Source organism: Stenotrophomonas pictorum JCM 9942, from assembly GCF_001431585.1.
GTDB lineage: Bacteria > Pseudomonadota > Gammaproteobacteria > Xanthomonadales > Xanthomonadaceae > Stenotrophomonas > Stenotrophomonas pictorum.
Genome location: NZ_LLXS01000025.1, coordinates 1 through 23,022 on the forward strand (window position 1 = coordinate 1; position 23,022 = coordinate 23,022).

General features: G+C 66.0%; 23 protein-coding genes. 8 read left to right on the forward strand and 15 right to left on the reverse strand.

Translation table 11 applies throughout. The features are described from left to right. Positions 1 to 154: 154 nt before the first annotated feature. Complete coding sequence (locus ARC78_RS09260; RefSeq protein WP_145974308.1) at positions 155 to 1,336, reverse strand: restriction endonuclease; 1,182 nt, start codon at positions 1,334 to 1,336, stop codon at positions 155 to 157. Positions 1,337 to 1,459: 123 nt separating this feature from the next. Here ARC78_RS09260 and ARC78_RS09265 point away from each other — a divergent pair, with 123 nt between their 5' ends. Next, a complete protein-coding gene (locus tag ARC78_RS09265) occupies positions 1,460 to 1,714 on the forward strand; it encodes a hypothetical protein (protein WP_145974309.1) in 255 nt (84 codons plus the stop codon). A 279-nt stretch (positions 1,715 to 1,993) separates the two neighbouring features. On the opposite strand, the gene ARC78_RS16770 is transcribed toward ARC78_RS09265, so the two are convergent. Further along, a complete protein-coding gene (locus ARC78_RS16770; protein ID WP_157722792.1) occupies positions 1,994 to 2,152 on the reverse strand; it encodes a hypothetical protein in 159 nt (52 codons plus the stop codon). A 346-nt stretch (positions 2,153 to 2,498) separates the two neighbouring features. Between ARC78_RS16770 and chrA the strand changes: the two genes are divergently transcribed. Further along, complete coding sequence (chrA, locus tag ARC78_RS09270; RefSeq protein ID WP_054658214.1) at positions 2,499 to 3,716, forward strand: chromate efflux transporter; 1,218 nt, start codon at positions 2,499 to 2,501, stop codon at positions 3,714 to 3,716. A 457-nt stretch (positions 3,717 to 4,173) separates the two neighbouring features. On the opposite strand, the gene ARC78_RS09275 is transcribed toward chrA, so the two are convergent. From ARC78_RS09275 to asnS, 13 genes are all read right to left on the reverse strand, one after another. Further along, positions 4,174 to 6,234: a TonB-dependent copper receptor gene (locus ARC78_RS09275; RefSeq protein WP_057506163.1), complete on the reverse strand. Its 2,061-nt coding sequence runs from the start codon at positions 6,232 to 6,234 to the stop codon at positions 4,174 to 4,176. A 62-nt stretch (positions 6,235 to 6,296) separates the two neighbouring features. Beyond that, on the reverse strand, positions 6,297 to 6,698 hold the full coding sequence (locus ARC78_RS09280; RefSeq protein ID WP_054658204.1) for a DUF2946 family protein: 402 nt from the start codon (positions 6,696 to 6,698) through the stop codon (positions 6,297 to 6,299). A gap of 161 nt (positions 6,699 to 6,859) precedes the next feature. Further along, positions 6,860 to 7,333: an SRPBCC family protein gene (locus ARC78_RS09285; RefSeq protein ID WP_054658206.1), complete on the reverse strand. Its 474-nt coding sequence runs from the start codon at positions 7,331 to 7,333 to the stop codon at positions 6,860 to 6,862. Positions 7,334 to 7,407: 74 nt separating this feature from the next. Beyond that, positions 7,408 to 8,094, reverse strand: a complete 687-nt coding sequence (locus ARC78_RS09290; RefSeq protein ID WP_054658208.1) for a DUF2461 domain-containing protein — start codon at positions 8,092 to 8,094, stop codon at positions 7,408 to 7,410. Then, positions 8,091 to 9,533, reverse strand: a complete 1,443-nt coding sequence (sbcB, locus tag ARC78_RS09295; RefSeq protein ID WP_054658210.1) for an exodeoxyribonuclease I — start codon at positions 9,531 to 9,533, stop codon at positions 8,091 to 8,093. Before sbcB ends, ARC78_RS09290 begins: the two co-directional genes overlap by 4 nt. Positions 9,534 to 9,620: 87 nt before the next feature. Continuing rightward, positions 9,621 to 10,991 carry an FAD-dependent oxidoreductase gene (locus tag ARC78_RS09300; RefSeq protein ID WP_057506164.1) on the reverse strand — a complete coding sequence of 457 codons (1,371 nt, stop codon included), beginning with the start codon at positions 10,989 to 10,991 and terminating at the stop codon, positions 9,621 to 9,623. 19 nt (positions 10,992 to 11,010) lie between these two features. Beyond that, the gene (kynU, locus tag ARC78_RS09305) at positions 11,011 to 12,285 is read right to left on the reverse strand and encodes a kynureninase (RefSeq protein ID WP_057506165.1); all 1,275 of its coding nucleotides are present in this window, start codon (positions 12,283 to 12,285) and stop codon (positions 11,011 to 11,013) included. Positions 12,286 to 12,427: 142 nt separating this feature from the next. After that, entirely contained in the window at positions 12,428 to 12,955 is a 528-nt protein-coding gene (locus ARC78_RS09310; protein ID WP_054658597.1) for a 3-hydroxyanthranilate 3,4-dioxygenase, read from the reverse strand. 72 nt (positions 12,956 to 13,027) lie between these two features. Then, positions 13,028 to 13,690 carry a carbonate dehydratase gene (can, locus tag ARC78_RS09315; RefSeq protein ID WP_054658601.1) on the reverse strand — a complete coding sequence of 221 codons (663 nt, stop codon included), beginning with the start codon at positions 13,688 to 13,690 and terminating at the stop codon, positions 13,028 to 13,030. An 85-nt stretch (positions 13,691 to 13,775) separates the two neighbouring features. After that, positions 13,776 to 14,414, reverse strand: coding sequence for an FMN-binding negative transcriptional regulator (locus ARC78_RS09320; RefSeq protein ID WP_054658595.1), 639 nt, complete (start codon positions 14,412 to 14,414; stop codon positions 13,776 to 13,778). An 8-nt stretch (positions 14,415 to 14,422) separates the two neighbouring features. Beyond that, positions 14,423 to 14,737: a hypothetical protein gene (locus ARC78_RS09325; RefSeq protein ID WP_054658593.1), complete on the reverse strand. Its 315-nt coding sequence runs from the start codon at positions 14,735 to 14,737 to the stop codon at positions 14,423 to 14,425. Further along, on the reverse strand, positions 14,734 to 15,039 hold the full coding sequence (locus ARC78_RS09330) for a hypothetical protein (protein WP_054658591.1): 306 nt from the start codon (positions 15,037 to 15,039) through the stop codon (positions 14,734 to 14,736). Before ARC78_RS09330 ends, ARC78_RS09325 begins: the two co-directional genes overlap by 4 nt. Positions 15,040 to 15,063: 24 nt before the next feature. Beyond that, on the reverse strand, positions 15,064 to 16,458 hold the full coding sequence (gene asnS / locus ARC78_RS09335; RefSeq protein WP_054658589.1) for an asparagine--tRNA ligase: 1,395 nt from the start codon (positions 16,456 to 16,458) through the stop codon (positions 15,064 to 15,066). A 150-nt stretch (positions 16,459 to 16,608) separates the two neighbouring features. Between asnS and ARC78_RS09340 the strand changes: the two genes are divergently transcribed. From ARC78_RS09340 to zipA, 6 genes are all read left to right on the forward strand, one after another. Continuing rightward, on the forward strand, positions 16,609 to 16,947 hold the full coding sequence (locus tag ARC78_RS09340) for a HesB/IscA family protein (RefSeq protein ID WP_054658587.1): 339 nt from the start codon (positions 16,609 to 16,611) through the stop codon (positions 16,945 to 16,947). A gap of 209 nt (positions 16,948 to 17,156) precedes the next feature. Further along, entirely contained in the window at positions 17,157 to 17,588 is a 432-nt protein-coding gene (gene rpsF, locus ARC78_RS09345) for a 30S ribosomal protein S6 (RefSeq protein ID WP_054658585.1), read from the forward strand. 11 nt (positions 17,589 to 17,599) lie between these two features. Further along, positions 17,600 to 17,830, forward strand: a complete 231-nt coding sequence (gene rpsR / locus ARC78_RS09350) for a 30S ribosomal protein S18 (RefSeq protein WP_002804494.1) — start codon at positions 17,600 to 17,602, stop codon at positions 17,828 to 17,830. Between the two features lie 157 nt (positions 17,831 to 17,987). Next, entirely contained in the window at positions 17,988 to 18,437 is a 450-nt protein-coding gene (gene rplI / locus ARC78_RS09355; protein ID WP_054658583.1) for a 50S ribosomal protein L9, read from the forward strand. A gap of 231 nt (positions 18,438 to 18,668) precedes the next feature. Then, the gene (smc, locus tag ARC78_RS09360; protein WP_057506166.1) at positions 18,669 to 22,172 is read left to right on the forward strand and encodes a chromosome segregation protein SMC; all 3,504 of its coding nucleotides are present in this window, start codon (positions 18,669 to 18,671) and stop codon (positions 22,170 to 22,172) included. 48 nt (positions 22,173 to 22,220) lie between these two features. After that, the gene (gene zipA / locus ARC78_RS09365; protein WP_057506167.1) at positions 22,221 to 22,958 is read left to right on the forward strand and encodes a cell division protein ZipA; all 738 of its coding nucleotides are present in this window, start codon (positions 22,221 to 22,223) and stop codon (positions 22,956 to 22,958) included. Positions 22,959 to 23,022 lie beyond the last annotated feature (64 nt).

The window sequence follows — 23,022 nt, forward strand, 5'->3', positions numbered from 1 at the left end:
AGTTTTTCAACGGAATAGGTCAGAAGCGGACATCATCTGATCACCTCCGATGCTTACAAGAGCATTCCTACGTGGCCTCAACGTAAAGCCCGCTTTACGCTTCAAGTGGCTAAGACCGGTGACACCGGACCGACTAATGATGGCGCCGACGCCATCAGTCCCAGAAGTCGAAGCCCAAGGCTTCCCCTGCCCAATGGCTGTAGAGATCTCCCCTTCCCCAGTAGCTCACGTCGCCATTTCGCTCCGTGCGAATGGCGCGGAACACCCCCCGGTCTGGCGTTTGGTAGTTCAGGCGCCCATCCAATACGGGCAAGACGAATCCGGCCTGCCCGTCGCTCGACGTCGCCTCCGATGGGATGGGCAAAAGCAGCGCACCGCTCGGAGTCTCCCGCAGCACCAGACAGAACGACGGATAACGCTTGAGGCAGCACACCAGAGCCGGGTGCGTGCCCGCCGCCCTTATCTCCGCCAGCAGGCGATCAACCGACTCAAGGGCTAGTGCCTTTGCCTTCGCGCTCTGCACTGCAACAGACGCCTCGTGGCACCAGGTCGTCACGTCCGACGAATCCGCCAGCAGGAGCTTCTTGTTTCGGCTGGCAAAGCGCTGGGCCACTCGCCGATACCGGGAGGTGGTCACAAACAGCCCAGACGCCTCTTCACGCAGGCTGTGCGCTTCCAATGCGGCGACGGCCTCCAGCCCAATCGGCCGGTGCTTTGCGTATCGCCGGGCTTGGACCAAGGTCAGTGCATCGCCCAACGGAGACTGAAGCCACATCCGGACATCCACGCCCTCATCGGCCGTACCGGGGCCGATCTGTGTTTTCCACCCCCGCGCAGTGAAAACGCTGCTGATCAGTTCTTCGAAGTCGCGGTGAGGAAGCCGGTAAAGATCGTCCGGGTGTTCCGCAAAGTGTCGGTAGATGTCCCCCGACACGTCTGCCGTGTCCGCTTCGATCAGACGGCAAGTCCACTGCCATTGGGCCCATTGGTCGAACTGCTTCTGCAGCGCTGACTCGTAGTCGATGAGGTAGTAGTTGGCAGTGACTGCATCGTCCAGTTCGAGGTAGAGACCTATCTGCGCCAACTCTTCCCCCAGTTCATCGGCCTCTCTGGTTCCCTCGTTCAGGCATCGCGCCGGCATGCCATCGGAGCACAGCGTCAGGATCGACACACCCTCCCCAGGTTCCGTGTCGTAGTGCACCAATGGATTCTTGTGAGTGGAGTCTTCCCAAAACTCGTGCCGCTTGGCCCAGGCCTCCGTGATGGCCTGGGCTTGCAACACGATCGCTTCCAAGTGCGCATCCGGCGGGCTTGGCTGTTCCTTCGCTTTTGCCACGCTCACCCTCCCTGTCGACAGTCAAATGCTGCCATCGAAGAATCCGCGGCGCCATCCGCCGACGGCTGGCCAGGCTGGCTCGATTTGGGCATGCTCTTGGCCGCGCACCCTGCCCGAACGAAGATGACCGACTACACCCTGAACGACCACGCCCAGGACGTTCAAGACTTGGCAAGCTTGCGCGAGAAGTGGGAGAACTATTCGGGAAACAACCCGAGCAAGTTCCGTGCAGACATCGAAACGGCCAAGGCCACGCTTGCCCGAGTCGAACGAGCACTCAAGGACACTGGCGTGTTGTCGCGGACGACCCAAGAGGAGCTGGATGCGGCGCTGGACAAGGCGTACCCCAATGCGCACACCCGCCAGATCGTGCAATGAGAAGGTCAGCGCTTTCAGAAGCGATACACGCCAGTAGCCATCAGCCTCTCAAGGAAGACCGTACGAGAGTGGAAAGGCTTTTGGGTTCCACTGGCCGACTGAAATAAGTTCGGCGGCACAGTGGATCGGTCCCACGCTCGCTCGGCCCAACCCCGTCACGGTGGCAAAAAACGGGTCGGCAAAAAACGGGTCAGAGTCGTTTTAAAACTCTGATTCTTTCGAAGACTAAGACAGTTCGACAACAGAAGCGGACCTGCATCTGCAATGTGCTGGCACAACCTACATGTGCACGAGGTTCAGTGATGTCCCGGGCTGCGAGCTGCGGGCTTCAGCCCAGCGCCGCAGCAACACCAGCGTTTCGGTCCAGGCCTGGCCGCAGAAGCCGAGGTATTCGCTGCGCGGGTCCCAGCCGAGGCAGTGGAACTGCAGCACGGTCATCGGTTCGCCCTTGTGTACCAGGCACCGGGGCTGGCGCGGCGGGAGAGGTCGAAGCGGATCCCGGTGCAAGGCCCGGCGGAGACCGGGCTCTGATTGGCGTGGCTGATTCACTTGTGTCCCCGGTGATGGGGGCCTTCCGGCTCGGCAGGCTGGCTGGGATTCATCAACCGGCATCGCACGGCCGGGCAAAGACGCCGGGCGGGTAGGGCCCGCGCCGCCTGGTCCGGTGGATCCGGCGCTTGCTGGTGAAGGCGGTGGGTGCCGGGGCGTTGCCGAAGGCGGGCCGTCTTCAACTGGAGAGGCGCTGGTAGCATTGCGCAACGCAAGTGGCCTGTGCGAGACGCCGTTGTCCAACACTTCCCCCCAGACTCCACCGTCACCGGGCAGCGCAGGCGAGGTTTTCCGCATCTTTCTGCGCCTGGGGCTGACCTCGTTTGGCGGTCCCATTGCCCATCTGGCCTATTTCCGCGAGGAATTTGTCAGGCTGCGCGGCTGGCTGGATGACGCCCACTTCGCACAATTGCTGTCCGTGTGCCAGTTTCTGCCGGGACCGGCCAGCAGTCAGATGTGCTTCGCGATCGGCCTGTTCCGTGGTGGCTGGGCGGGGGCGCTGGCCGCCTTCGTGGCGTTCACCCTGCCGTCGGCCCTGCTGATGTTCGGATTCGCGCTGATAGCGCCCCATGTCGGACAAGGCGTGGGGACCGCCGCAGTGCACGGCCTGAAGCTGGTCGCCGTGGTCGTGGTCGCACACGGTCTGCTGGGCATGATCCGGCAACTGGCCCCGGATGCGCCGCGAGTCCTCATCGCTGCGGGGGCGGCCGTGCTGATCGTGTCCACCGGAAGTGCATGGGCACAATTGGGCGCCATAGCCCTGGGCGCCATGCTGGGATGGTGCTTCTGCCGGCAGGTGAATGCACCCCTGTCTGCCGCTTTCCCGGTGCGCTATGGCCGCCGCGGTGGCGTCGCGTTTCTGCTCGTCTTCCTGGCCGGCCTGGCGGGCGCGTTGATGTGGCCTGCCGCCGACGCCCCCACCGCAGCGGCGTTGGCTGCCGCGTTCTACAAGGCGGGGGCACTGGTCTTCGGCGGTGGTCACGTCGTGCTTTCCCTGCTGCAGCCGGCGGTGGTCGACACCGGCTGGGTGCATCCGGACACCTTCCTTGCCGGCTACGGAGCGGCGCAGGCGATGCCCGGGCCGATGTTCTCCCTGGCGGCCTTTGTGGGCGCCGAAGTGCCGGTGGGCTGGCCCGCCGCAGCCAGCGCGACGCTTGCGCTGCTGGCCGTGTTTCTGCCCGGCATCCTGCTGTTGCTGGCGGTGTTGCCGCTGTGGGAGCACCTGGCGCGGCGCCGTTGGGCCACCCGTGGCATAGCCGGTATCAATGCCGCGGTGGTGGGGCTGCTCATCGCGGCGTTCTACACCCCGGTCTGGACCGAAGGCGTACACGGCGTGGCCGATTTCGTCATCGCGCTGATCGGATTTGCCCTGCTGACCACCCGGCGGGTTTCGGCGCTATGGATCGTGTCGTGGTGCGTGGCAGCGTCCATCGTGGCGCGTCTGCTCAGCTAGCGATCCTGGCCGAGGCGCTGCCGGTCGCTGGCGGTTTCCGGCCAAGGTGTCTGAGGCCCGCGCCGCTGGCCGGATATCCGCACCACGGCGGCAAAGCCTGAAGCGCTCCGTCGAGAGAGCTGCTCGGGGTGGGGTGGCCCAACCTGCAGTCGGCCACGCCGCCGACGCTCCGCATTCACCGCCATCTGAGCTGCGTGGCGTCCAGCCGGCCATCAGGCGCAACCCCACCTCATGTTGATCCTGATGGCGGGGCCGTGGCGTCGGCACTCCACACCACGGCCGGCTTGTGCAAGGACAACGGCCATGCCCTCGCATCGGCCCGGCAGGCGGGGTGGGCGTCATGCCCCGGCATTGCGCGGTCTGGCGGCAGCGGGTGGGTGAGCTCAACCCGTGGGCGGACCTGACCGCCACGTCCACGGACACGGGTGCCTGCCGTCCAGGCAGGCACCCGCTCCAGTCAGTAGTCCACGTTGAGCTTCACCCACGCGGAACGGCCAGGCTCGTTGAACCTCAGCGGATCGGCCGGATAGCCGAAGTCGGCACTGCCCGACAGATTCAGGTGTTCGCTGTAGGCCCGGTCGAACAGATTGTCGACACCGGCGGTCAGCTGCACGCGGTCGGTGAAGCGATAGCCACCATTGAGCGCCAGTGTCGCAAACCCCGCACTGGGACCGATATCGCGTCCGACCACCGTGCCCTGGTTGAGTGCCACGCGCGTCTGCCTGGACACGGCGCGAACCAGGACGCCGGCATTCCAGCGCCGGTTGTCGTAGCCGGCGCTCAGGCGGGCCTCCAGTGGCGGCATCTGCGGCAATGCATCACCCGAGGCACGGTTCTCGCCCCAGGCGTAGGCCAGCGTGCCGCCCAGCTTCCAGTGGGGTGCGGGGCGGAACTCGACACCGGCCTCGCCGCCGCGGATGTCCGCATCCACGTTGGCGGCCGAGGACATCATTCCCATCATTCCGCCCTCCATGTACGCGAAGATGATGTAGTCCTGGATGCGGCCGGCATACGCCGATACCCACGCATCGAACGTCGGGGCACGGTACTGCAGGCCGACATCCAGCTGCGTGGTCTTTTCCGGGTGGATGCCGGCGAAGGCATTCACCGCGCCCATCGGCCCCCGGTCGGGCGAGAACAGCTCCCAGTAGTCGGGCATGCGCGCGGTGTGGCCAAGGCCGGCGTACCAGGTCCCCCGCGTGGAGGTGGTGTCCTGTTCGAACCGCATGAAGGCGGCCGGCAGCGTCTCCTTGCGGCGGAGGCCGGCGGTGGGATTGGGCCTACCCATCATCCCTGCGACCGTCCGCTTGTCGGTCACTTCGGCGCGGTCCGCGCGGGCGCCCGACACCAGACGCCGGGCGGCGGAGAGCGTCCATGTCGCCTCGGCAAACAGACCAGCGTTCTGGAAGTTCGCATCGGTCACCCACGGCATCGCGAGGTGGGCGTTGCGTCCCATGCCGCCACGTTCGCGGTGCCGGCTCTGTTGCCCATCGATGCCCGCTGTCAGCTCCAGTCCCCCGGTTGCCCAGGTCCAGGCGTTGCGTCCGCCCAGGGTCCTGCGGTCCACCTGGGCGACCATCGGCATCGGCATCGAGCTCATCGGGTTTGGCGTGCGCAGGGTGTAGTTGTCCATCACGTGGTCGGCATAGTTGGCGAACACACTGGCTTCCACGCGCTCCAGGCTGCCGGGCAGGTTGGACTTCTCGAACCGCAGGCTGTAGCTCTGGCGCTTGAACTGCGCGCCGTCCATGCCCCGCCCGGCGTAGCGGGCGCTGCCGTCGCCAACGCCGGCATTGAACTCCAGCAGCGTGTCAGCGTCGGGCGTCCAGCCCAGAGCGAGGTCGGTGTTCCACTTCTTCCATGACGAGGGCACGACGTCGCCGGAACCGTCCCTGTAGTCGTCCGACTCGGAACGGTTGGCGCTGAGCCGGGCATAGCCCACCGGCATACCCGCGGTGGCATCGAGCACCTGGTCGTTGCGGCCGAACGAACCACCGAGCAGGCTTCCGGTCAGATCGATACCGGGCGTGTCGAAGCGCGGGGTCCGCCGTTCAAAGCGCACCGTGCCCGCGGACGCGCCCGGCCCCCAGCGCACCGTCTGCGGGCCCTTGATGACGACCAGCCTGTCGTAGGTCTCGGGCGAGACATAGGACATCGGATTGTCCATCCGGGCCGGGCACGCCCCCGGCATGCTGCCGTCGTTGGTCAGCAGGTTCAGCCGCGAACCGAACATGCCGCGCAATACCGGATCGCCATTGGTGCCGCCGTTGCGCACGGCACTGAAGCCGGGAATGGTTTTCAGGTAGTCGGCGCCATCACTGGCGGGCACCGGCTGGCGGGGCAGTTTCGGGTCTGTTTCATAGGTCAGTGGGGAGACGGGGGACGCGGTCACGACCACGGCCTCAAAATCGACCGGATCAGGCGCGGCGGCCTGTACACCGAACGGCGAGGCCAGGGCCGAGGCAATGGCAAGGGACAGCCACGACGCGCGCGGCGCCGGGCGGACTGGATGGGACATGGGAACTCCAAAACACAAGTGAGGCGACACCCGGGGCGTCGCGCAGGAATACCGCTTGTGGATCAGAGGAGGACGGGAGGACCCCGGCTGCCCAGGCCGCGCAGGTTCTGCCACAGGCGCAGCGGCGGATCAGGCTGCCCCGTCAGCCGGGCAGCCGCAGCACGCGGCAGCACCAAGCCCAGGAACAGGATGACCGGCAGGAGCAGATCGACCAGACGGCAATAGGAACAGTCCTCTCCCATCGCCGCATGGGGACCCTCGGAAAACGGCGTCTGCGAGGGGGATGGCGCGCCGGTGTCTACCCAGTGCATGCCGGTGGAGGTGCAAAGTTCCGTCCAGCCGGGCAGTACCTGCGGCCCGGTACCGGACAACACCCTGCTGGCCGACGGCGCGAGCGCCATCAGCAGCCCGGCGAGCAAGCCAAGCCGGCCGATAAATCGGAACAGGGTGGATGAACGGTTCACATGGAAAGTCTAGTCCAGTGCCCGCAGCCGATTCACCGGCGCCGGCCGCATCCAACCCCGAAAGAGCGCTATGTCATTGATATGAAAGCGTGCGACCAAGTGTCGCAGGCACCGGCGCGGTCATGCGGTGCCCACTTCCGGGACCCGCGGCAGGGGGCGGCTCAGTGATGGCCCGGGGTGCGGGCTTCGGCCCAGCGGCGCAGCAGGACCAGGGTTTCGGCCCAGGCCTGGCTGCAGAAGCCGAGGTATTCGCTGTGCGGGTCCCAGCCGAGGTGGTGGAACTCCAGCACGGTCATCGGTTCGCCTTCGTGGGGCAGGCCGCGCCAGGCGCCGGGGCTGGCGCGGCGGGAGAGCTCGAAACGGATCTCGGTACCGGACCAGGCCGAGGCGGGGCTCTGGCGGGGGTGGTGGCTGATCACCTCCCAGCGCACCCGTTGCCCGGGGAGGGTCTCCAGCACCTTCATCGCGACCACGCCATGACCGCCGCCGGGGTTGTGGCTGAGGAGGGTGTCGCCGTCGATCACCGATTGCTGGTGCGCGATCCACCACTGGCCCAGTCCCTCGGCGGTGGCCAGTCCGGCGTAGACGGTGGACAGGGGGGCATCGATCCAGAGCTGGTGATGGATGGCGGTCATGGCGGCATCCTCCTGTCGGGTGATACCGGCAAGCGTGCCGCAAAGTGCGGCAGGTGGTGTGAAGCCGGTTCCGCTCAGAACTCCAGATCCAGCGCCGCGCACAGGTAATCGATGAACGGTGCCAGCGTGGCGTAGTCCTTGACCAGGGTCTGGCGCAGCTGCGGGCTGCACATCTGGGCATCGGTCAGCGGGCGCGAATACACCCAGTTGCGCTGTTTCAGATCTTCGATGTGCGGGTGGTCGGCCGGGTAGCCGCGCGGCGGCCGCTGCAGCTTCTCGTCGGTTTCCATCGCAAAGCGGCGGACGATGGCCGGATCGCGTACGGCGCGTTCCCAGCTGGCCGGATTGTCGAAAATGAACTGCCGCACCTTGCGCATGCTTTCCGGCTCCGGGTGCCACAGGCCGCCGCCGAGGAAGCAGTTGTCCGGCTGCAGGTGCAGGTAGAACAGCGGCACGATCTGCAGGCGGCGGCGCTCGTGATAGAAGCGCGCGCCCTGCCAGGTCTTGTAGGGCGATTTGTCGTGGGAGAAGCGCGCGTCGCGCTGGATGCGGTACAGCGAGCCGCCCACGGTGCGCGAATCGGCGCGGAAATGCGGGCTGATCGCCTCGATATCCGGCTGCAGGTCGGCGATCAGGCGCAGGAACGGCTGGCGCACGTGCGCTTCGTACTGCGCCTTGTGGTCGTTGAACCAGGTCTTGTCGTTGTGCGCGGCCAGCCCACGCAGGAATTTGAAACTGGCATCGGAAAAATAGGCGGTCATAGCGATTGCTGCAGGTGCTGGCCCCAGTGCTGCAGATGCTCCAGCAGGGCGAGGTGCTCGGGGTGGTCGTGGTATTCGGCGCGCAGCTGCTCGATCTGCGCGAAGTGCTGCGGCAGGGTCTGCTCGCCCAGGCGGGCGGCTTCATCGAACAGGCGCAGGCGGCGGTAGTCGTCCCAACGGGCGCGGTCTTCACCATGCAGCGTCTGCGGGTGGTTGCGGGCGCGATAGCGGAACAGCAGCTCGGGCAGGCGTGGATCGCGGAAGCGGCCTTCCAGTTCGGCCAGCGCTTCGGGCGGAGCGGTGCGCACCTTGGGCATCAGCGCCTTGTCACCCTCGGCCAGGAAGCCGTCGTAGAGCGAGGCGTCGGCATCGACCGGGCCGGCCGCGCGCTCGCCGGCGAACACGCAGCGCACCTTCTCGGCCAGTTCCGGGCCGAGCGCGCGCAGCTGTTCGACCTTGGCCGCGATGGCGGCCGGATCGATAGCCAGGCGCTCGAAGTCGGGCGCGCGCAGGTGGTTCCAGGCCACCAGCGCCGGCACCTTGTTCAGATGCACTTCCTTCAACGGCACCCGCTGCTGGCCTTCGGGCAGATCGGCGGCGCGGGTGTACAGGCGCGCGGCAATCTCCTCGGCCGACAGGTCCAGCAGCTGCTGCACGTCACCTTCCAGATCGAACACGATCACCCGGTTGCTGATGTGCGGATGGCGGGTCAGTGGCAGCACCGGCGCGGCGCACAGCCGGCTGGCCGGGTAGCGCATGGAGATGTGCAGCACGGGGTTCATCGCCACCACGTCCAGCAGGCTGCCAACGAAGCGCTTGTCGCGCAGCTTCAGCGCGTAGTCCCACATGCGCGGCTGGGCCTGTTTGAAGCGGCGCGCCATGCCGATGGTGGCGTAGACGTCGGACAGCGCCTCGTGCGCGTCGCCTTCGCGGACATCGTTGGCGATGGCTAGGTGTTCGAGCTTGAACGAGGTGGCGCCATCCTCGCGCTGCGGCCACTGGATGCCCTCCGGGCGCAGTGCGTGTACCAGCCGCAGCATGTCCAGCAGGTCCCAGCGCGAGTTGCCGCCGCGCCACTCGCGCTCGTAGGGATCAAAGAAGTTGCGGAACAGCCCGTAGCGGACGAACTCGTCGTCAAAGCGCAACGTGTTGTAGCCCAGCGTGCAGGTCTGCGGCCGTGCCATCAGGTCGCTGATCCGGGCGAAGGCCTCGGCCTCGCTGACGCCTTCGGCCAGGGCATGCTGCGGGGTGATGCCGGTGATCAGCGTGGCGATGGGCGAGGGCAGCAGGTCGTCGGCCGGCTTGACGTAGAAGCTGACCGGCTCGTCGACCACGTCCAGCTCGACGTTGGTGCGCACCGCCGCGAACTGGGCGATGCGGGTACGGCGCGGGTCCTGGCCGAAGGTTTCGAGGTCGTAGAAGAGGAAAGTGTCGGGCATGGGGGTCTTTACCGGCGGCTAGTGGCGTGCGTCAGCCGTGGTGACGGCATCGTTCATCCGCGTGCGGAACGGTGCAGGGACAGGCCATCAGTGCGCCCCTGCCAGTACCGGCAGCTGCGCGTGGACGATCCGTTCCAGTGCGGCCCAGTCCATCCGCGCCAGCGTGGTGTGGCCGGCGGTGGCCTCGGCCAGGATGCGCTGCTGGATGCGGGTGCGTTCCAGCGCCACGGCATAGGGCGTGTGCAGGAAGGTGACCATCGTGTAATGCGGCACGAAGCGGGTGGGCCAGCGCGCCTGCAGCGCCTGTTCCAGTTCGCGTTGCAGCAGGAAGGCAGGATCGGCCACCTGGTCGCGCATCTCGATGTAGTTGTCCAGCGCCATCTGCTGGATCGCCGCGGCGTTGGGCTTGCGTTCGCGCTCGAACAGGGCGAAGGCCTGTGCGGGATCGGCGTTGGCGGCCAGCGCGTCGGCCAGGAACACGCAGTCCTCGAACGCGCAGTTCATACCCTGGCCGTGGAACGGCACCATGGCATGGGCTGCATCGCCGATCAGCACCGCTTTGCCGCCCTGATGCCAGCGATCCAGGTACAGGGTGCCGAGCAGGCCGGGCGGGTGCTGTTCCCAGTCGCGGCGCAGATCCGGAATCAGCGGCACCGCGTCGGCGAACTCGCGCTCGAACAACGCCTGCGCCTCGGCGCCGCTGCGCACGTTGGCGAAGCTGGGCTCACCGTCGTTGGGCAGGAACAGGGTGACGGTGAAGGTGCCTTCGTCATTGGGCAGGGCGATGCACATATAGCGTCCGCGCGGCCAGATATGCAGCGCATTGGCTTCGATCTGGAAGCGGCCGTCGGCATGCGGCGGGATTTCCAGCTCCTTATAGGAGTGGTCGAGGAACTCGGTGCGCTCGCCCAGCGGCGACTTGCGGTTCATCGCCGCACGCAGCGCCGAGCCGGCGCCATCGGCGCCGACCAGCGGTGTGTCGAAGTGGGTGTCGTGGGGGGAATCGTCGCGGTCGTCGATAAAGCGGGCGTAGCCGGCATCGAAATCCACGGTGTGCAGGCGACGGTGGAAGTGGAACCGCGCGCCGGCCGCTTCGGCCAGCTGCAGCAGGGTGACGTTAAGTTCGGCACGGTGTACCGACCAGATCACCTCGCTGTCATCACGGCCGTAGCGCTGCAACTCCGGCGTGCCGTGACGCGGATGCACCATGCGTCCACGCATCATCACCGCCTTGGCCATGACCGCCTCTTCCACGCCGGCCTGGCGCAGCGCATTGCGGCCGCGTTCGGCCAATGCCAGGTTGATCGAGCGACCGGACTCGTAGTCGGCGATGCGCGGATCGCCGCGGCGCTCGTACACGGTGATGCGCCAGCCCTGGCGGGCCAGCAGGATGGCGAGCAGGGAGCCGGCCAGACCGGCGCCGATGATGGTGAGGCCGCGTGGGGCGGTAGTGGTCAAGTCGTGGGGTTCCGTCGGGTCATACACCGGCCCAGGTTTCCACTTCTTCGATGAAACGGTAGACATCGCGGTAGCGGTTGTACATCGGGGTGGGCGAGATGCGGATCACGTCCGGCTCGCGCCAGTCGCCGAGCACGCCGACCGACTGCAGGTACTCGAACAGCGAGCGGCCCTGTTCGCGTCCGCCGGCCACGCGCAGCGACAGCTGGCAGCCGTGACGCTCCGGCTCGGTCGGGGTGATGATCTGCAGCACGCCGTCCAGACGCGCGCGCACCATCGTTTCCAGATAGCCGGTGAGCTTGAGCGACTTCTCGCGCAGGGCCGGCATACCGGCCTCGTCGAACAGCGCCAGCGAGGCGCGCAGCGGCGCTAGCCCCAGCACGGGCGGATTGCTCAGCTGCCAGCCTTCGGCGCCGACTTCGGGGACGAACTCCGGCGCCATCTGGAAGCGCGTGGCCTGCTCATGGCCCCACCAGCCGGCAAAGCGCGGCAGCGAGGTGTCGCGCGCGTGGCGTTCGTGCACGAAGGCGCCGGCGACCGCGCCGGGGCCGGCGTTGAGGTACTTGTAGTGGCACCACACGGCGAAATCCGGGGCGATGTCATGCAGCGCCAGCGGCACGTTGCCGACCGAATGGGCCAGATCGAAGCCGATATTGGCGCCGTGCGCACGCGCCAGCCGGGTGATCGCGGCCAGATCGAACACCTGTCCGCTGCGATACTGCACACCGGGCCACAGCACCAGCGCCACGCGGCGGTCGTGTTCGCCCAGCGCCCGCTCGATGGCCTGCATCGAGATCGTGCCGTTGGGCTCGTCCGGCTGCACTTCGATCAGATCGGTGGCCGGATTGAAACCGTGGAAACGGATCTGCGCCTCGACCGCATGACGGTCGGTGGGGAACGCACCGGCTTCCATCAGGATCGCAGGGCGCTCAAGGGTCGGGCGGTAGAAGCTGACCATCATCAGATGCAGGTTCACGCTCAGCGTGTTCATCGCGACCACTTCGCCGGGCTGTGCGCCCACCACGCGCGCGAGCGAATCGCGCACCAGGCGGTGATAGCCCATCCAGTGCGTGGGGCCGGTGAAATGGCCTTCCACCGCGATGCTGGACCACAGGTCCATCACTTCCTGCACCATCGCCTTGGCGCCCTTGGGCTGCAGGCCCAGCGAGTTGCCGACGAAGTAGGTCTGGTCGGCGGACTGGTGCTGCGGAATCAGGAACTGGCTGCGCAGGTGGCGCAGCGGATCGGCGGCATCCAAGGCGGTGGCGTGGGCCGGGGACAGGGTTTCGTTCATCGGTACGCAGGTGGCGAGAATGAGCCCGAAGTGTACCTGTCCCGGCACGGTTGCCGGTTGCCTGTTGCGGATGCCGGCAGTGGCGCGGCAGATGGTGCCGGGCGATGGCCGGGGCGCCGTGCGAACCGCACGGAAGGTGCGCTCAGATTTCGGGCGAGGCCGGTGCCGGTAACGGATGCACGGTGCCGCAGCGCTGGCAGCTGCGGTGTTCCAGCGAGGAATGGAACCGGTCGAATACCTTGGGCAGGTCGGTCTCGATGTTCTTCAGGTGGAAGAACTCCTCATAGAGCTTGTGGTTGCAGTGCGGGCAGAACCACATGAAGCCGTCGAGCTCGTGGTCCAGACGCTTGCGCTCGACCACCAGGCCGATCGAGCCGGGCATGCGCTGCGGCGAGTGCGGCACCCGCGGCGGTAGCAGAAAGATCTCGCCGGCGCGGATGGGAATCTCCCGCACCGCGCCGTCTTCCTGCACGCGCAGCACCATCTCGCCCTCGAGCTGGTAGAACCACTCCGGGCCTTCATCCCAGTGGTAGTCGCTGCGGCTGTTGGGGCCGCCGACCACCATCACGATGAAATCGCCGTTCTCGATCATCTTGTTGCCCACCGGCGGCTTCAGCAGGTGGCGATGCTCATCGATCCAGGCGTGCAGATTGAGGGGGAGTGGCAGCATGCGGGGGAGCCTGTGGCGGGAAACGGGCCTGCCCCTGCCGCGGCATCAGCGGCCACAGCAGGGGGTGGGAGGTCAGTGGCGTTTGCCCTTGCGCGGCACGAACGACAGGGCCCTCTCGTAGGCCGGCTGCAGATCTTCCGGGGCGCCCACGTCGATGCCCATCTCGCTGACCCGGCCGTCGCGCAGACTGTAGACCCAGCCGTGCACCATCAGCTTCTGGCCGCGCGCCCAGGCGTCCTGGACGATGGTCGAGCGGCAGGCGTTGACCACCTGCTCGATCACGTTCAACTCGCACAGGCGCGCATGGCGCAGATCCGGGTCGTCGATCTGCGAGAGGATATCGTCATGCTTCTGCGCGACATCGCCGACATGTCGCAGCCAGTTGTCGGCTAGGCCGACGCGCACCTGGTTCAGTGCCGCGTGCACGCCGCCGCAACCGTAATGGCCAACGATCAGGATGTGCTTGATCTTCAGCTGGTCCACCGCGTACTGGATCACGCTCAGGCAGTTCAGGTCGGTATGCACCACCACGTTGGCGACGTTGCGGTGCACGAAGATCTCACCCGGCGCCATGCCGATGATCTGGTTGGCCGGCACGCGTGAATCGGAGCAGCCGATCCACAGGTATTCGGGGTTCTGCTGTTTGGACAGCTGCTGGAAGAATTCCGGATCTTCGCGCTCGATCCGGTCGGCCCAATCACTGTTGTTCTGCAGCAGTTTGCGGATGTCTTTCATGGTCATGCTTCCCTTGCGATCTGGAGGGGGAGGGCGTCGCCGTCATGGAAACGGCGTCGTCGCGGGAAATGGAGGCTGCGCCGCGTCATTGTGGCGTGTCGCGCGATGCGCGGTGGAGCGTCATCCAGTCGGCCAGCTCCTGTGCGCGTGGCGTGGACAGCGCCTGCAGCGCGTGTATCACGGCCTGCTGGTTGGCGGGTGGATGGTTCTGGCCCAGTTTTAGTTTGAGCTGGACCTGCTCGACCACGAAGCGGAATCCGACGATGCCGCGCACTTGACGGCGATGGTCCTCGCGCTGTGGCTCGAACCGCCACTGCTGGCCCACGTCCGCCTCAAAGTGGTCGCTGATATCGACCAGCAGTGCGGCAAGCGCGTCTTCATCGGTGAAGGAGTGCAGTTGTCCGCGCAGCTCGGCCGCCGCGTAGTTCCAGGTCGGAACGCGCGCGGCGCTTTCCTTGTCCGGATACCAGCTGGCCGAGACATAGCCGTGCGGCCCGTCCACCAGGACTTTGGCGGGGGTGCGTTGCCGGGCTTGCGGATTGGGACGCGCCCAGTGCCCGCGCAGCTCGATCTGCTGGTCTTGGCGCCGATACAGCACCGGCAGCCGGGTCAGCTCGGGCAGGCCGTCTTCGCCGGTGGTGAGCAGCGTCACGAACGGGTCGCGTGCCAGCAGCCGGTCCAGCCACTGCAGATCCGTCTCGGCGAAAGCGGCCGGAGTGAACATCCGTGGGGTCAGGCCCGCATGCCAAGCAGCTGGACCATGCGGCCCTGCAACGCGTCGTCATTGTCCGCGTGCGGTGGCTGGATCTCGTGCAGCGAGAAGCCGCGCTGCAGTGCATCCTCCTCGTCGATGCCGTCAAAGGCGACAAACTCGGCATCGAGCAGCTGTGCGCGGGCGGTGTCCTCGCTGTCGTAGCTGAGCGTATTGCCGTCGCTGTCCAGCACCTCGGCGGTGCCGGCCGGACGGATGCGCAGGCGCGCCCAGATCAGGGTGTTGCCCAGTTGCGCCAGCCACCACTGGTCGGTCGCGTTGTCCGAATCGTTCATGTCATTACCTGGGAAAAAAGCCACAGCAGCAGCGCCATGCCCAGCCCGCCGAACATCACCAGCAGCGCGAGGCGCGCCGGGGCTGCCAGTCCGGACAGGGAACGGTCCGGGATGCGGGAGAAGTCGCGGGCCAGCAGCCAGCGCAGGCTGTCGGGTTTGAGGAAAGCGCCGGCGCCGAATTCGGTCGCCAGCGCCGGATGCCGGTCGCGGATATGGATCAGGGTCAGCGGCCAGAAAATCAGGAAGGCGCTGAAGCCGGCAATGGCCACGCCGATGAAGCACAACGCGAAGAACAAGGTCACCGCAGACGCCTCCCTGTCACTGGATCAGAACTCCGCCGAGCCCGGCGCGCGCGGGTAGGGGATCGCGTCGCGGATGTTGCTCAGGCCGCAGACGTATACCACCAGACGCTCGAAGCCCAGGCCGAAGCCGGCGTGCGGCACCGAGCCATAGCGGCGGAAATCGCGGTACCACTGGTAGTGCTCCGGATCCAGGCCGAACTGCGCCATGCGCGCGTCGAGCACGTTCAGGCGCTCCTCGCGCTGGCTGCCGCCGATGATCTCGCCGATGCCCGGGGCCAGCACGTCCATCGCCGCGACGGTCTTGCCGTCATCGTTCAGGCGCATGTAGAAGGCCTTGAAGTGCTCGGGATAGTTGGTCACCACCACCGGGCGACCGACATGCTCCTCGGTCAGCCAGCGCTCGTGTTCGGTCTGCAGGTCCAGGCCCCATTCGACCGGGTAGTCGAACTTCTTGCCCGACTTCTGCAGCAGCGCGATCGCGTCGGTGTACTCGATGCGCTCGAACGGCGCGTTGACGAAGGCTTCCAGGCGGGTGATCGCGTCCTTCTGAACGCGCTCGGCGATGAAGGCCATGTCGTCGGCGCGCTCGTCGAGCACCGCGCGGAACAGGTACTTGAGGAACTCCTCGGCCACGCGCGCGTTCTCGGCCAGATCGGCGAAGGCGATCTCCGGCTCCACCATCCAGAACTCGGCCAGATGGCGGGTGGTGTGGCTGTTCTCGGCGCGGAAGGTCGGACCGAAGGTGTAGACCTTGCTCAGGGCCAACGCGTAGGCCTCGACGTTAAGCTGGCCGGACACGGTCAGGAAGGTCTCCTTGCCGAAGAAGTCGCGGCTGAAGTCGATCCCGCCGTCACCGGTGCGCGGCAGGTTGCTCATGTCCAGGGTGGAGACCCGGAACATCTGACCGGCGCCTTCGGCGTCGGAGGTGGTGATGATCGGGGTGCTGATCCAGTAGAAGCCGTTCTCGTGGAAGTAACGGTGCACGGCCTTGGACAGGCAGTCGCGGATGCGGGTGACGGCGCCGAACAGATTGGTGCGCGGACGCAGATGCGCCACTTCGCGCAGGAACTCCGGCGACATCGGCTTGGGCTGGATCGGGTAGGTCAGCGGATCTTCCACCCAGCCGACAATCTCCAGGCTCTGGCCCTGGATCTCGAAGCTCTGGCCCTTGCCCTGCGACTTCACCAGGGTGCCGGTGGCGATCACCGAGCAGCCCGGGGTCAGCTTCCTGATGTCCTCGAAGTTGGTCAGGGCATCGGTGGCCACGACCTGGATCGGAGCGAAGCCCGAGCCATCGCTGACGTTGACGAAGGCCAGTCCAGCCGAGCCGCGCACCGTGCGCACCCATCCCCGAACCGTGACTTCTCCGCCTTCCGGGAATTTCCCGGCAAGGGCGTGTGCAACGCTGACCACCGTCATGACTTGAATCCTCTGTTGATCGACTCGATCTGTGAATGCGAGATTTTAGCGGCTGTACTGCGGGCAGGCGAGGCATTTATCCACGCTTGCGGTCCGTGGCGGCCGCCCACACCTATAATCGGAACGTAATTCTGCTGGAGTCGTCCCATCATGGCTGTTCATCTGACCCCCGTCGCCCATTCCCGTGTACAGCGCTTTGTCGCCTCCACGCCGGGAGCACTGGGGCTGCGTTTCGGTGTGACCCGCACCGGTTGCTCTGGCTGGGGGCATGTCACCGATCTGGCCCGGGAGCAGCGCGAAGACGATACGGTGTTCGAGCAGGACGGGGTCCGCATCTATGTCGACGCCGATAGCCTGGCGCTGGTGGATGGCACCGAAATCGACTTCGGCAAGCAGGGGCTGAGCGAGACCTTCACCTTCAGGAATCCCAATGCCGCGGCTGAATGCGGGTGCGGCGAGAGCTTCACCACTGACGCCGACAAGGCCTGAGACCAGCATCGCCCGCGGTGTCCGGGGCCGTAGCAATGCCGGGCGCGGGCGCCGCTTCCTGCGCCGGAGCCGCTTTCCTTGCGGCCGCTGGTCGCAGCTGCCATAATTCGCGGCTTCCTGCGCCTCCTGGTGCAGGTTCCTTGCCCCACCTCGATTCAACGCGGGGGGCTGTCCGGCCCATACGGGCCACATCCGAAAGGTAGAAAAACATGAGTCGTCATTACGAAGTCGTGTTCCTGGTCCACCCGGACCAGAGCGAACAGGTTCCGGCCATGATCGAGCGCTACAAGGCGCTGGTCGAGAACGGCAATGGCACCATCCACCGTCTGGAAGACTGGGGCCGTCGTCAGCTGGCTTATCCGATCCAGAATCTGGTCAAGGCCCACTATGTTCTGATGAACATCGAAGCCGACCAGTCGGTTCTGAACGAACTGACCGAAAGCTTCCGCTTCAACGACGCCGTGCTGCGCAACCTGGTCATCAAGCGTGACGAGGCTGACACCGAGCAGTCGCTGATCATGAAGAGCAAGGACGAGAAGGGTGACAAGCCCGAGCGTGGCGAGCGTCGTCGTCGCGACGACGAAGAGGGTGCCACTTCCACCAATGAAGAAGCCGGCGAAGACGCCGCTTCTGCTGAATAAGGAGCGCCACCATGTCCAAGTTCTTCCGTCGCCGCAAGTTCTGCAAGTTCACGGCTGAAGGTGTGAAGGAGATCGACTACAAGGATCTCAACACCCTGCGCCAGTACCTGACCGAGAACGGCAAGATCGTGCCGAGCCGCGTCACCGGTACCAAGTCCAAGTACCAGCGCCAGCTGGCCACGGCCGTCAAGCGCGCCCGTTTCCTGGCTCTGATCCCGTATACGGACAACCACGACGTCTGATTCCGGATTTTCCGGTCTGATCTGCGCGGTTGCGTGCGGAAATCAAACGTAGAACGGATGACGGATGCCTCAGGGCATCCGTTTTCCCACCCGTCCTATTCGGACAGCAAGCGTTGCGGGGCCCTCTGGCGCCGCTAACGAATAACGGAGCAACATCATGAAGCTGATTCTTCTGCAGAAAGTGACCAACCTCGGCGGCCTGGGCGACCTGGTTGACGTGAAGCCGGGCTACGGCCGCAACTTCCTCGTGCCGCAGGGCAAGGCCGTGCCGGCCACCGAGGCCAACGTTGCCGAGTTCGAAGCCAAGCGTGCCGAGTACGAAGCCAAGGCCCAGGCCTCGCACGCCGGCGCACAGGCTCGCGCCGAGAAGCTGGAAGGCGCAAGTGTCACCATCGGTGCGCATGCTTCGACCGAAGGCAAGCTGTACGGCTCGGTCGGCCCGCGTGATATCGCCGAAGCCTTCACCGCTGCCGGCCTGGAGCTGAGCAAGAGCGAAGTGATCATGGGCGAAGGCGCCTTCCGTGCCGTGGGCCAGTACGACGTCACCGTCAAGCTGCACGCCGACGTGGAAGCCACCGTCAAGGTCATCGTCGAAGCCGACGCCTGATCTGCGCTGCCTATGTGCAAGAGGAACGGGCGCCGAAAGGCGCCCGTTTCTTTTTCCGGGGTGAGCCCGGCGCCCGCAGCGCGAGGTGTCGTTATACTCAGTCCCCAGTGCCGTGCTCGTGGCGTTGAATTCCTGAAAATATCAACGACTTGAGAGCGGAAAAGGAACCTTCCGGAATCTTCCCTGCGGTATTGGCCAGCGGCTTCCGGCGCCAGGAAACAGTCTGACTCCATGCGTCTATCCACGATCAAGCTTTCCGGTTTCAAGTCGTTCGTCGACCCCACGACCCTGCACCTGCCCACCAACATGACCGGTGTGGTGGGGCCCAACGGCTGTGGCAAGTCCAACATCATCGACGCCGTGCGCTGGGTGATGGGTGAAAGTTCGGCCAGCCGCCTGCGGGGCGACTCGTTGACCGACGTGATCTTCTCCGGTTCGGCAGGGCGCAAGCCGGTGTCACAGGCGACGGTGGAGCTGATCTTCGACAACACCGACCATACGATTTCCGGCGAGTACGCCTCGTTCAACGAAATCTCGGTCAAGCGCACGGTCAGCCGCGACGGCAGCAGCAACTACTACCTCAATGGCACCAAGTGCCGGCGGCGCGATATCACCGACCTGTTCCTGGGGACCGGTCTGGGGCCACGCAGCTATTCGATCATCGAGCAGGGGATGATCAGCAAGATCATCGAGGCGCGTCCGGAGGACCTGCGCGTGTTCCTGGAGGAGGCGGCGGGCATCTCCAAGTACAAGGAGCGCCGCAAGGAAACCGAAACCCGTATCCGCCACACGCGCGAGAACCTTGATCGCCTCAACGACCTGCGCGATGAGATCAGCAAGCAGCTCGAGCACCTCAAGCGCCAGGCGCGCCAGGCCGAGCAGTACCAGGCGCTGCAGGAAGAGCGTCGGGTCAAGGATGCCGAATGGAAGGCGCTGGAATACCGCGGCCTGGATGGGCGCCTGGGCGGTTTGCGCGAGGCGTTGTCGCGCGAGGAAACCAGGCTGCAACAGCTGATCGCCGAACAGCGCGAGGCCGAGGCACGGATCGAAACCGGCCGCGTGCAGCGCGAGGAAGCGGCGGACCTGCTCAGTCGCGCGCAGGCCGAGTTCTATCAGGTCGGCAGCACCCTGGCGCGGCTGGAGCAGCAGATCCAGCATCAGCGGGAAATGTCCCAGCGTCTGCACAAGGCACGCGATGAAGCGCAGCATGCGCTGGCCGAACTGGGGCAGCACATCAGTGGCGACGAGGCCAAGCTGATGGTGCTGCGCGAAGCGGTGGACAGCGCGGAGCCGCAGCTGGAGCAATTGCAGGAAGACAACGAATTGCGCCAGGAAGCGTTGCGCGAGGCCGAAGCGAAACTGGCCGACTGGCAGCAGCGCTGGGAGGCCCACAACCGCAATACCTCCGAGGCGACCCGCTCGGGCGAAGTCGAACGCACCCGCGTGGACTATCTGGAGCGGCAGATCCTGGAAGCCGAACGGCGGCGTGAGGCGCTGCTTTCCGAGCGGGCCGGGCTGGATCTGGAAGTGCTGGCCGACGCGTTCGAGCAGCTGCAACTGCAGCACGAAACGCAGAAGGCGGCGCTGGACGAACTGAACGAGCAGGTCGAAGAACGCAAGAGGGCGGTGGCCGACCTGCAGGAACAGCAGCGCACCAGCCAGTCCGAACTGGCCGAGGTGCGCAAGCAGGCGCAAAGCGCACGCGGGCGGCTGTCTTCGCTGGAAACCCTGCAGCAGGCCGCGCTCGGTCAGGAGCAGGGGGCAGCGGTGGCGTGGCTGAAGGCGCGCGGGCTGGATTCGGCGGTGCGTGTCGGCGAGCGCCTCACCGTGGAAAGCGGCTGGGAAAACGCGGTTGAAAGCGCGTTGGGGCAGCTGATCGAAGGGGTGCTGGTGGATTCCCCCGAGGCGCTGGTCGACGCGCTGGGGGAGTTGGGCGAAGGCCGCATCGCGCTGGTGTCCGCGGCCACGGAAGCGGCCGATTTCGCCCCGACTTCGCTCGCGGCCAAGGTGCAGGGGCCGCTGGCCATCCGCCGCCTGTTGGCGCGGCTGCATGGGGCCGAAGATCTGGCCCAGGCCACTGCGCTGCAGCGCCAGCTGGGCGAGAGCGATTCTGTCATCACCCGTGGCGGTGAGCGGTTGGGCGACGGCTGGGTGCGCGTTTCGCGCTCGGGCGCGGCCAAGCAGGGCGCACTGCTGCGCGAGCGCGAGATCGTCAGCCTGCGCGAGCAGATTGAAATGCTGCAGGAGCGCGAGGCGCAGCTGGAGCAGCTGCTGGCAGGCTTCCGCGAGCAGTCACTTGCCGCCGAACAGCATCGGGAAGAGGCGCAGCGTGCGCTGTATCAGGCGCATCGCAGCGCGTCGGAGCTGGCCGGACAACTGCAGAGCCAGCAGGGCAAGCTGGATTCGGCGCGCAGCCGGATCGACCGCATTGAAAGCGAGCTGTCGCAGCTGCTGGAAACACTCGAGGCCAGCCGCGAACAGGCCGGCGAGGCGCGTATGCGACTGGAGGACGCGCTGTCGAGCATGGGCGATCTGGAGGGCACTCGCCAGGCGCTGGAAAGCGAGCGCCGGCGGTTGACCGAAGCGCGTGATCTGTCGCGCGATGCCGCGCGCAGCGTGCGCGAGCGCATGCACGCCCTGGCGCTGACGCTGGAGTCGCAACGCGCACAGGTCACCTCGCTGAGCCACGCGCTGGAGCGGATGATCAACCAGCGCGGACAGCTGGATTCGCGCCTGGGTGAGCTGCATTCGCAGTTGGACGAGGGCGATTCACCGGTGCTGGCGCTGGAGGCCGAGCATCAGAATGCGCTGGGCGAGCGGGTCCGCGCCGATCGGGCGCTGGGCGAGGCGCGCGCGCAGCTGGACAGCATTGATGCCGAACTGCGGGCGCTGGAGCAGACCCGGCATCAGCGTGACGAGCAGGCACTGGCGCAGCGCGAGCGTATCTCCCAGCGCAAGCTCGACCAGCAGGCGCTGGTGCTCAACGCCGATCAGCTTTCCGCGGCGGTGGAGAAAGCCGGTTTCGTGTTGCAGGACGTCCTCAACACCTTGCCGGACGACGCGAAGCTGTCCGAATGGGAGCAGGCGGTGCACCAGATCGATGCGCGCATGCGCCGGTTGGAGCCGGTCAACCTTGCCGCAATCCAGGAGTACGGAGAGGCCTCGCAACGCTCGGAGTATCTGGAGGCGCAGAACGTGGATCTGACCACCGCGCTGGAAACGCTGGAAGATGCCATCCGCAAGATCGACCGTGAAACCCGTGGCCGCTTCAAGGACACTTTCGACCGGGTCAATTCCGGGGTGCAGGCGCTGTACCCGCGCCTGTTCGGCGGCGGTCACGCCTATCTGGAACTCACCGGCGAGGATCTGCTCGATACCGGGGTGACGATCATGGCGCGCCCGCCGGGCAAACGCGTGTCGTCCATTTCGCTGCTGTCCGGTGGCGAGAAGGCGATGACCGCGGTGGCGCTGGTGTTCGCCATCTTCCAGCTCAATCCCGCGCCGTTCTGTCTGCTGGACGAGGTGGATGCGCCATTGGACGAGGCCAACGTCGGTCGCCTGGCCACGATGGTCAAGGAGATGAGCGAGAAGGTGCAGTTCCTGTTTGTCAGCCACAACAAGGCGACGATGGAGGCGGCGCATCAGCTCTCGGGCGTGACGATGCGCGAGCCGGGCGTGAGCCGTCTGGTCAGCGTGGACCTGGAAGAGGCTGCGCGATTGGCGGGCGCGGCCTGACGTGCCATTCTTTAACCACCTGAACGATTAATCCGGAGTACGCATCGAATGTCCGACACGGAACTTCTGCGCATCGGCATCCTGGCTGCCGGACTGCTGCTCATTGCGGCCATTTTCCTGTTTGGCCGCCCGAAGCGGGCCCCGCAGGGCAAGCGCAAGGAGTCGGCGGAGGTCGAACGCCAGCGCCGCGAGCCGGTGCTGGGCGAGACCGGCGACGTCGCCTCCGAAGAAGACGGCAGCCTCGACGGGGACGCCAGTGTCACCCAGCCCGAGCTCGGGCTGCCGGATGTCGAGCCATCGGCGGGCAGCGATCTGGGCAAGCGTCCGAGCCAGGATTTCGACAAGATCGTCTCGTTGTATGTGGCTGCACGTGCGGGCGAAGTGCTGCGCGGTGAAGACATCGTGGTCGCCGCAGAAAAGACCGGGCTGGTGTTCGGCTATATGAATGTCTTCCACCGCCTGGTGGAGGGGCATCCCGAGCGCGGTCCGATCTTCAGTATGGCCAGCATCATGAAGCCCGGCAGCTTCGATATGACCCATATCCGCGAGATGGAAACGCCGGCTATCGCGTTCTTCCTGACGTTGCCGGCGCCAATGACGGCACTGGATGGCTGGGAGAAGATGCTGCCCACGGTGCAACGCATGGCCGAGCTGCTGGACGGTGTGGTGCTCGATGACAGCCGCAACGCCCTGGGGCGCCAGCGCATCGCGCATATCCGTGACGAGCTGCGCGCCTATGACCGCCAGCACCAGGCACCGCCGCTGACCAAGTCGCCACGCTGGTAAGCGCTGCATCTGGAGATCTGCAAAGCCCCGCTTGCGGGGCTTTGCTTTTGGACGAACGCCGGCG

What these genes read in the sequence shown, in the direction of transcription:
- ARC78_RS09265 (WP_145974309.1), top strand. Translation starts at nt 1,460, where the DNA reads ATGACCGACTACACCCTGAACGACCACGCCCAGGACGTTCAAGACTTG.
- ARC78_RS16770 (WP_157722792.1), bottom strand. Translation starts at nt 2,152, where the DNA reads ATGACCGTGCTGCAGTTCCACTGCCTCGGCTGGGACCCGCGCAGCGAA.
- ARC78_RS09275 (WP_057506163.1), bottom strand. Translation starts at nt 6,234, where the DNA reads ATGTCCCATCCAGTCCGCCCGGCGCCGCGCGCGTCGTGGCTGTCCCTT.
- ARC78_RS09285 (WP_054658206.1), bottom strand. Translation starts at nt 7,333, where the DNA reads ATGACCGCCATCCATCACCAGCTCTGGATCGATGCCCCCCTGTCCACC.
- ARC78_RS09290 (WP_054658208.1), bottom strand. Translation starts at nt 8,094, where the DNA reads ATGACCGCCTATTTTTCCGATGCCAGTTTCAAATTCCTGCGTGGGCTG.
- sbcB (WP_054658210.1), bottom strand. Translation starts at nt 9,533, where the DNA reads ATGCCCGACACTTTCCTCTTCTACGACCTCGAAACCTTCGGCCAGGAC.
- kynU (WP_057506165.1), bottom strand. Translation starts at nt 12,285, where the DNA reads ATGAACGAAACCCTGTCCCCGGCCCACGCCACCGCCTTGGATGCCGCC.
- ARC78_RS09310 (WP_054658597.1), bottom strand. Translation starts at nt 12,955, where the DNA reads ATGCTGCCACTCCCCCTCAATCTGCACGCCTGGATCGATGAGCATCGC.
- can (WP_054658601.1), bottom strand. Translation starts at nt 13,690, where the DNA reads ATGAAAGACATCCGCAAACTGCTGCAGAACAACAGTGATTGGGCCGAC.
- ARC78_RS09320 (WP_054658595.1), bottom strand. Translation starts at nt 14,414, where the DNA reads ATGTTCACTCCGGCCGCTTTCGCCGAGACGGATCTGCAGTGGCTGGAC.
- ARC78_RS09325 (WP_054658593.1), bottom strand. Translation starts at nt 14,737, where the DNA reads ATGAACGATTCGGACAACGCGACCGACCAGTGGTGGCTGGCGCAACTG.
- asnS (WP_054658589.1), bottom strand. Translation starts at nt 16,458, where the DNA reads ATGACGGTGGTCAGCGTTGCACACGCCCTTGCCGGGAAATTCCCGGAA.
- ARC78_RS09340 (WP_054658587.1), top strand. Translation starts at nt 16,609, where the DNA reads ATGGCTGTTCATCTGACCCCCGTCGCCCATTCCCGTGTACAGCGCTTT.
- rpsF (WP_054658585.1), top strand. Translation starts at nt 17,157, where the DNA reads ATGAGTCGTCATTACGAAGTCGTGTTCCTGGTCCACCCGGACCAGAGC.
- rpsR (WP_002804494.1), top strand. Translation starts at nt 17,600, where the DNA reads ATGTCCAAGTTCTTCCGTCGCCGCAAGTTCTGCAAGTTCACGGCTGAA.
- rplI (WP_054658583.1), top strand. Translation starts at nt 17,988, where the DNA reads ATGAAGCTGATTCTTCTGCAGAAAGTGACCAACCTCGGCGGCCTGGGC.
- smc (WP_057506166.1), top strand. Translation starts at nt 18,669, where the DNA reads ATGCGTCTATCCACGATCAAGCTTTCCGGTTTCAAGTCGTTCGTCGAC.
- zipA (WP_057506167.1), top strand. Translation starts at nt 22,221, where the DNA reads ATGTCCGACACGGAACTTCTGCGCATCGGCATCCTGGCTGCCGGACTG.